The following is a 6,169-nucleotide window of genomic DNA, read 5'->3' as shown; positions in this document are numbered from 1 at the left end:
GTTGCCTACGTGTTACTCACCCGTCCGCCGCTCCAGGAGGTCTCCCCTAAGGGAGAACCCCTAGCGCTCGACTTGCATGTATTAGGCACGCCGCCAGCGTTCGTCCTGAGCCAGGATCAAACTCTCCAATAAAGAAAAGCTGATTAGCTCATCATCTACTACTGGCGAGAATCTTTCGATTCTCTATCTTTACACTCACTCGTTGTTCAGTTTTCAAAGGGCAATTTCATTCTCTTAAAAGTTTCCGATAAAGCCGATCAATCTCAATTGACCTCCGGAAACAACTCTTATATATTATCACATTTCTCCTCAGCATGCAAGCATTTTTTCCAACCTTCATATTCAAGTTTCAAGTTGAATCTGTTTCAATGCCTGCCTCAGAAGCGACAAAGAGTAATATATCAAAAATGAAAATAGAAAGCAACTGTTTTATTTGTTGAAAATTTTCCATGGAGCAGTCCGATTCAACCTGCTCCATGATTATTCCAGTCTATACCGACCAGGCCTCGAGTTTTAACTGCGGTTCAGCTTTCATATCAAGCGCCGCAAACTGGCCGCGGCGGTATTTCAAGAACGCGGCGGCGCCGATCATCGCCGCATTGTCGGTGCACAAGCTAAGCGGCGGCGCGAGCAAAGGTACGCCTTCATGCCTACAGCGCGTTTCGAGCGCCGTTCTCAGACCCTTGTTGGCGGCTACCCCGCCCGCAAGCAGCAGCTGCTTTGCGCCAAACTTCCTTACGGCGCGAATGGCCTTTTCCACCAGGACGTCGATGACTGAGTCCTGGAATCCTCGCGCCACGGCCTCCGGGGCCAAAGGCTGCCCTTTCATGTTGGCCTGATTCAACACAGCCAACACAGCCGACTTCAGCCCGCTGAAGCTGAAGTCGTAAGAATCCGGCTCAAGCCATGCGCGGGGAAGCGTCACCGCTTCCGTCGCCTCATGCGCCAGACGATCAATATGAGGACCGCCGGGATACGGCAGCTTGAGTGCCCGTCCGACTTTGTCATAGGCTTCACCAACGGCATCGTCTCTGGTTTGACCGATGATGCGGAAGCTCCCCTCGGATTCCACATGCACCAGCTCCGTATGTCCTCCCGACACCACAAGAGCCATAAAAGGATATTCCAACTTGTGCACCAGCTCGTTGGCATAAATATGGCCGGCAATGTGGTGTACGCCAATAAGAGGCAGGTCGAGGGCACAAGCGAATGCTTTTGCGGCCACCACGCCAACCAGCAGCGAACCGACCAAGCCCGGGCCCTGGGTAACGGCAACGGCCGCCAACTGCTGCGGCTGCACCCCGGCCTGCGTCAGCGCCTCTTCCAGAATCCACGTGATCGATTCCACATGCTTCCGTGAAGCTACCTCCGGAACAACACCGCCGAATCTTTTATGAGTCTCCACCTGACTTGAAACCACGTTAGAAAGAATTTCCCGTCCGTCACGGACTACCGCTGCAGACGTTTCGTCGCAGCTCGTCTCCACCGCAAGAATATAAACGGGCGCCGAATCGCCTTCATTCCCATGGCTTTTCATATGATCTCTATTCATATATGCAAACCTGCTTCCTGTTCCTGAATGTTAAAATCTCAGGATCGCAATTCTCATACTTCTTTACTTCATTGGCTTCGCAGAAGCGAAATTGCTCTGCCGTTATTTGCTTATACGGTTCGTTTTGGAAGATCTGCCCACATGATGATGGCATCTTCTTTATTATCCGTATAATATCCCCGGCGAACGCCTACAGACCGAAATCCCTTTTTCTCGTACAGCCGCTGGGCAATCTTGTTGGATGGGCGCACCTCAAGCGTCATCCGTACCGCCCCATAAAAGCTGGCGGTGCGCTGCATTTCCGTCAGCAATCGTTCTCCCAGCTTGCGACCCCGGTATTTTGCCCGGATCGCTATATTGGTGACATGCGCTTCTTCCATAATAAGCCACATTCCGCCGTAACCGGCGATCTCGCCGTCATGCTCAATCACAATATATTGGGCGAACTGATTGTTTGACAGCTCATTCTCAAAAGCCCCGGCGGTCCAGGGCGTAGTAAACGACTCCCGCTCGATCTCACAGATGACAGGTATGTCCTCTCGTCGCATCGCTCTGAATTGCACATCACTGTCAGGAATCGCTTCCGTTTCCTGTTTACGTTCCATAGCGGACCGTCCTCCTCTATGATCGTTGAGCGAGAAGCTTGGCTTCGGCCTCCGCCAGCTGCGTATAATTCGGAACCAACCCGTGAACATCCTCGGTTTCCCCCCGCTTCCATCGAATACGGCCGAGCTCTGCGACATGGCGGGCCCTCACGCCGTGAACCATTTCCTCCACACGCCCGGCACAGCGGGATGCAAAGGATCGAATCGGCTCCGAATGCTGCTCAAGCTCACCGGTAAAGACGATCCGGTCCGGTTGGTGTTTAGCGGCATGCAATGCCAATTCCTCCGTCCAGGCGGCCATAAGCCGGATGCCGTCCGGGACGGCACACTTCCAGCCGGAGGCACCTGCCTCGTATAAAGCCGTGAATGCCTGACCCCTGCGCGCATCAATGAGAGGAATGAGCCATACCGTTTCGCGGGCTCTCTCCGTCTCTTTCAGAACGCGATCCAGTGCGCCTAATTCACCGTCACGGACTTCCGACATTTCCCCGGTCATACCAAACGATGCTCCGGTCACAGCCGTTTCCGCCCCTCCGAGCGCCATGGCTTCCAATGTGGATACGCCAAACAGCGACAGTTTATGCGTCCATGCAAACGTCTTTGCTGCCGTTACTCCTATACGTACTCCCGTATACGATCCGGGGCCGACGCCTATGGCAAACCCGTTAAGCTCCGCCGGCTTGACGTCCACCTCCGTCATAAGACGCTTCATCGCGGGAATCAGGTGCAGCGAATGGTTTCTTTCCGCTTTCGACGTCATCTCTCCCAGCAGCTTGTCTTCCCGGGTGAGCGCAATCGTCATGGATGCCGTTGACGTATCCACGGAAAGCATCAGGCCGCCGTGCCGGCCGGTTTGATCCGTTCCCGTTCCAGTTATCATAAGTATCCGTTCTCCTTCAGTTTCAGGCACCATTCTTCGTAAGGTTCGCCATAGGGAATCAATTGGAAGCGCCGTCCTTGCTCACCATCATGCTCGATCCGCACAGCCAGCCGCTCGGGCGGCAGCAGGTCCTCGATAATGGACGCCCATTCAATCAAAGTCACGCCCTGACCGTAAAAATATTCGTCCAATCCAAGTTCGTCCGCCTCTTCGGCAGATAAGCGGTACACATCCATATGGTAAAAAGGAAACCGTTCTCCTTCATATTCTTTGATGATCGTAAAGGTAGGGCTGTTTACGATCTCCTTCACCCCGATCGCCTTCGCAACCGACTGGGAGAACGTGGTTTTACCGGCGCCCAGTTCCCCGTCCAGCGTCAGCACGGTGCCGGGAATAAACAACGAGGCTAAGCGTTCTGCCAGCCGAGATGTGTCCCCCACACTGCGTGATCTGTATTCATATAAGGGCATTCTTCCATTCCTCCGTCTTTTTAACTGCCAAAATGATTGTAACCCCGCTTGCCGAGGGGCAGCGCACCGCCGCTGCTTCGCACAAGCCGAACGCCTTGATGCTCGGCATTCACACAGCCAATCAGATAAAGCGGGAGCCCCGCCGTCTTAAAAGCGGCCTGCAGCTCCATGGCATGCTCGGCAGGCACCGTTCCAACCAATTGATAGTCTTCTCCGCCGTACAGGATATAATCTAACGGATCCCTGTTTACCCGCGCGGCATACGAAAGCAGCTCCTCCGCCACAGGGATTTGATCCTCATTCAGATCGATACCGACCCCGGAAGCTTCGGCAATCTCCCAGGCTTCGCTGGCAAGCCCGTCGCTCACGTCATTCAGCGCATGACGAAACCCCGACTGACGAAGCAGCTCTCCGGCTTGCACCTGGGGCTCGGGCCGGCAGTGCGCTTGTATCAGCGGCCGGTACATTTCCATCTCGGGTACAGTATCCCAAACATCCGATGGCTGCGCAAGCCCGAGCAGGTATTCCAATCCCGCCGCGGAGCGGCCCAATAGCCCGGTGGCAAAGACAACGTCGCCCGACCGCGCCGCAGAACGCAGCAGCGCTTTGTCCGCTTCGGTTTCACCGATAACCGTAACCGTCAAGGTAATGCCTCCGGCGCTTGCCGTCGTATCGCCGCCTACGATCGCAACGCCATAGCGGGAGGCGCAGTCATACAATCCCTCGTACATCGCGCGAACCCGCTCTACCGGCGCATCCCTCGGAAGGCTGAGTGCGACCAGCGCAAACCGCGGCGTCCCGCCCATGGCGGCAATATCGCTTACGGACGATGCCATAGCCTTGTATCCGACGTCCGTATCCCGCATGGTCACACGCTTAAAATGGATTTCTTCCGTCATCGTATCGCAAGTCAGTATCAAACGGCTTCCATGCGGGACATGCACAACGGCCGCATCGTCTCCGATTCCCGTTTCCACGCCCTTTGACTTTTGAAAAGCAGTCGATTGCTTGCCGCCGGTCAGCAGCCGAATCAAGGCAAATTCCTCGATCGAGCTCAATGCTATCCGCCTCCGCTTATGTTTTGACCACTATTATAGCCCTACCGCCTTTTTGTAGCAACAAAAAAGCTTCCCCTTTGCCTTCCTGCCCCCGAAATGGCGGCAGACGCTCAGGGAAAGCTCTTGCTTTACTTTACTTCCTCAAGTTCCTCAACCGGAACCACACGGGTATCGGCCGGTTGGTGCTCCGCGTGAACCTTGGCGGTTTTCTCCTCCGCATCGATGCTATCGATCCATACGGATACGCCGTTCAGCTCCACGTCGATTTTCTCATCTGCATTCAAAATCTGCTTCGCGCGGGCCAGATTCATTGTTCATCACCACCGTTTAGCACCGACTCCGGATAATCCATCGTATCGGTCGTACTCTCCTCGATCAGTCCGTTATGTATACTGACCGTACCGCCTCCCAAGCCTTCGTTTATCATGCGGTCGATATCCATAAAGCTGGTATCCCGGCCTTCATTCGACGTATCCGCAGTATTGTTCCCGCCTGACGTATTGGCTTCCGTCAACGTTGTTCCCTCCTTGATCTGAAGATGAGACCGGCTCCATTTTCCCTGAACGCCGCCGTCTCCTGTTAGGATGTCCCAACCGCACGGAACTCCATACAACGAGGAATAAAACTTCATGAATCCCGCTTCCGATGTGCATACTAACGGAAAAAGGAGGGCTTTTGTAAGCCCTGGGAGGTAACCCGTCATGCATACAGTCTGGAAAGGAGCCATCAGCTTCGGCTTGGTCCACGTACCGGTAAAAATGTTTTCCGCCACCGAGGACAAGGATATCTCTATGCGGATGATTCATAAGGAATGCAGCACCCCGCTCAACTTCGTGCGCAAATGCCAGCATTGCGAACGTGAGGTCGAGTGGTCTGAGATTGTCAGAGGCTATGAATATGAACCTGGTTCCTTCGTGCTTTTTGACAAGGATGAGCTCGAAAGTTTAGGGGGCGAAGCGACGAAGGAAATTAAAATTCTCGATTTTGTCGATCTCTCCGACATTGACCCTATTTATTTTCAGAAGACGTATTATCTTTCACCTAATGAAACCGGCGCCGGGGCCTATAATCTGCTGCTGGAAGCCATGAAACAAACGGGTAAAATCGGCATCGCCAAGGTGTCGATTCGTTCCAAGAGCAGCCTCGCCGCCATCCGCATCATCGACCGCTGTATTGCGATGGAGACGATTTTTTACCCCGATGAAATCCGCTCTGTCGATCAGGTGCCGGGGCTGCCGGAGCAAATCAACGTGAACGACAAAGAGCTCGAAATGGCCAAGATGCTGATAAACCAGCTCTCGACGGAATTCGAGCCTGAAAAGTATAAGGATGATTATCGTGCTGCCGTAATGCAGGCCATCGAACAAAAAATTTCCGGACAACAGATCCGTGTGGCGCCGGAACAGCGTAAAACCAACGTCATCGACCTGATGGCGGCGCTTCAGGCCAGCTTGGAAGCAGTGAAGCCGGTAACGCCCGATCCTGCGGCTGCAGCGGCGGATAAGCCCAAAGCAGCAGGCAAAAAAGGAAAAGCAAAGACGAAGGCGAAGGAAACGGTCGGCTCCTGATCGGTCATTCATACAGGTTACCTGTCGGAATCCAAA

8 protein-coding genes and 1 rRNA gene are annotated in these 6,169 nt (G+C 54.0%); 1 reads left to right on the top strand and 8 read right to left on the bottom strand.

Features of this window, described 5'->3' with window-relative positions:
- The 8 genes from NR121_RS05355 to NR121_RS05320 all read right to left on the bottom strand — a co-directional run.
- Window positions 1–132 (bottom strand): 16S ribosomal RNA (locus NR121_RS05355); the annotation flags it as partial.
- 358 nt (window positions 133–490) lie between these two features.
- Window positions 491–1,552: a tRNA (adenosine(37)-N6)-threonylcarbamoyltransferase complex transferase subunit TsaD gene (gene tsaD, locus NR121_RS05350; protein ID WP_249929633.1), complete on the bottom strand. Its 1,062-nt coding sequence runs from the start codon at window positions 1,550–1,552 to the stop codon at window positions 491–493.
- 110 nt (window positions 1,553–1,662) lie between these two features.
- Complete coding sequence (rimI, locus tag NR121_RS05345; RefSeq protein WP_074727350.1) at window positions 1,663–2,157, bottom strand: ribosomal protein S18-alanine N-acetyltransferase; 495 nt, start codon at window positions 2,155–2,157, stop codon at window positions 1,663–1,665.
- A gap of 16 nt (window positions 2,158–2,173) precedes the next feature.
- On the bottom strand, window positions 2,174–3,037 hold the full coding sequence (tsaB, locus tag NR121_RS05340; RefSeq protein WP_062410687.1) for a tRNA (adenosine(37)-N6)-threonylcarbamoyltransferase complex dimerization subunit type 1 TsaB: 864 nt from the start codon (window positions 3,035–3,037) through the stop codon (window positions 2,174–2,176).
- The gene (tsaE, locus tag NR121_RS05335) at window positions 3,034–3,507 is read right to left on the bottom strand and encodes a tRNA (adenosine(37)-N6)-threonylcarbamoyltransferase complex ATPase subunit type 1 TsaE (protein WP_054819623.1); all 474 of its coding nucleotides are present in this window, start codon (window positions 3,505–3,507) and stop codon (window positions 3,034–3,036) included. The genes tsaB and tsaE overlap by 4 nt, the downstream gene beginning before the upstream one ends.
- Window positions 3,508–3,527: 20 nt before the next feature.
- The gene (gene thiL, locus NR121_RS05330) at window positions 3,528–4,565 is read right to left on the bottom strand and encodes a thiamine-phosphate kinase (RefSeq protein WP_054819622.1); all 1,038 of its coding nucleotides are present in this window, start codon (window positions 4,563–4,565) and stop codon (window positions 3,528–3,530) included.
- A gap of 128 nt (window positions 4,566–4,693) precedes the next feature.
- Window positions 4,694–4,876, bottom strand: a complete 183-nt coding sequence (locus tag NR121_RS05325) for an H-type small acid-soluble spore protein (protein WP_054819621.1) — start codon at window positions 4,874–4,876, stop codon at window positions 4,694–4,696.
- On the bottom strand, window positions 4,873–5,079 hold the full coding sequence (locus NR121_RS05320; RefSeq protein WP_054819625.1) for a hypothetical protein: 207 nt from the start codon (window positions 5,077–5,079) through the stop codon (window positions 4,873–4,875). Before NR121_RS05320 ends, NR121_RS05325 begins: the two co-directional genes overlap by 4 nt.
- Before the next feature lie 187 nt (window positions 5,080–5,266).
- On the opposite strand from NR121_RS05320, the gene ku reads away from it, so the two are divergent.
- Complete coding sequence (ku, locus tag NR121_RS05315) at window positions 5,267–6,133, top strand: non-homologous end joining protein Ku (protein ID WP_074727351.1); 867 nt, start codon at window positions 5,267–5,269, stop codon at window positions 6,131–6,133.
- Window positions 6,134–6,169 lie beyond the last annotated feature (36 nt).

This window comes from Paenibacillus sp. Pae15, assembly GCF_024519685.1.
Taxonomy (GTDB): domain Bacteria; phylum Bacillota; class Bacilli; order Paenibacillales; family NBRC-103111; genus Paenibacillus_G; species Paenibacillus_G naphthalenovorans.
This window is presented reverse-complemented; position numbering and strand designations above follow the sequence as displayed.

Excerpts from the sequence above, each read along its gene's own strand:
- tsaD (WP_249929633.1), bottom strand. The coding sequence starts at position 1,552 with ATGAATAGAGATCATATGAAAAGCCATGGGAATGAAGGCGATTCGGCG.
- rimI (WP_074727350.1), bottom strand. The coding sequence starts at position 2,157 with ATGGAACGTAAACAGGAAACGGAAGCGATTCCTGACAGTGATGTGCAA.
- tsaB (WP_062410687.1), bottom strand. The coding sequence starts at position 3,037 with ATGATAACTGGAACGGGAACGGATCAAACCGGCCGGCACGGCGGCCTG.
- tsaE (WP_054819623.1), bottom strand. The coding sequence starts at position 3,507 with ATGCCCTTATATGAATACAGATCACGCAGTGTGGGGGACACATCTCGG.
- NR121_RS05325 (WP_054819621.1), bottom strand. The coding sequence starts at position 4,876 with ATGAATCTGGCCCGCGCGAAGCAGATTTTGAATGCAGATGAGAAAATC.
- ku (WP_074727351.1), top strand. The coding sequence starts at position 5,267 with ATGCATACAGTCTGGAAAGGAGCCATCAGCTTCGGCTTGGTCCACGTA.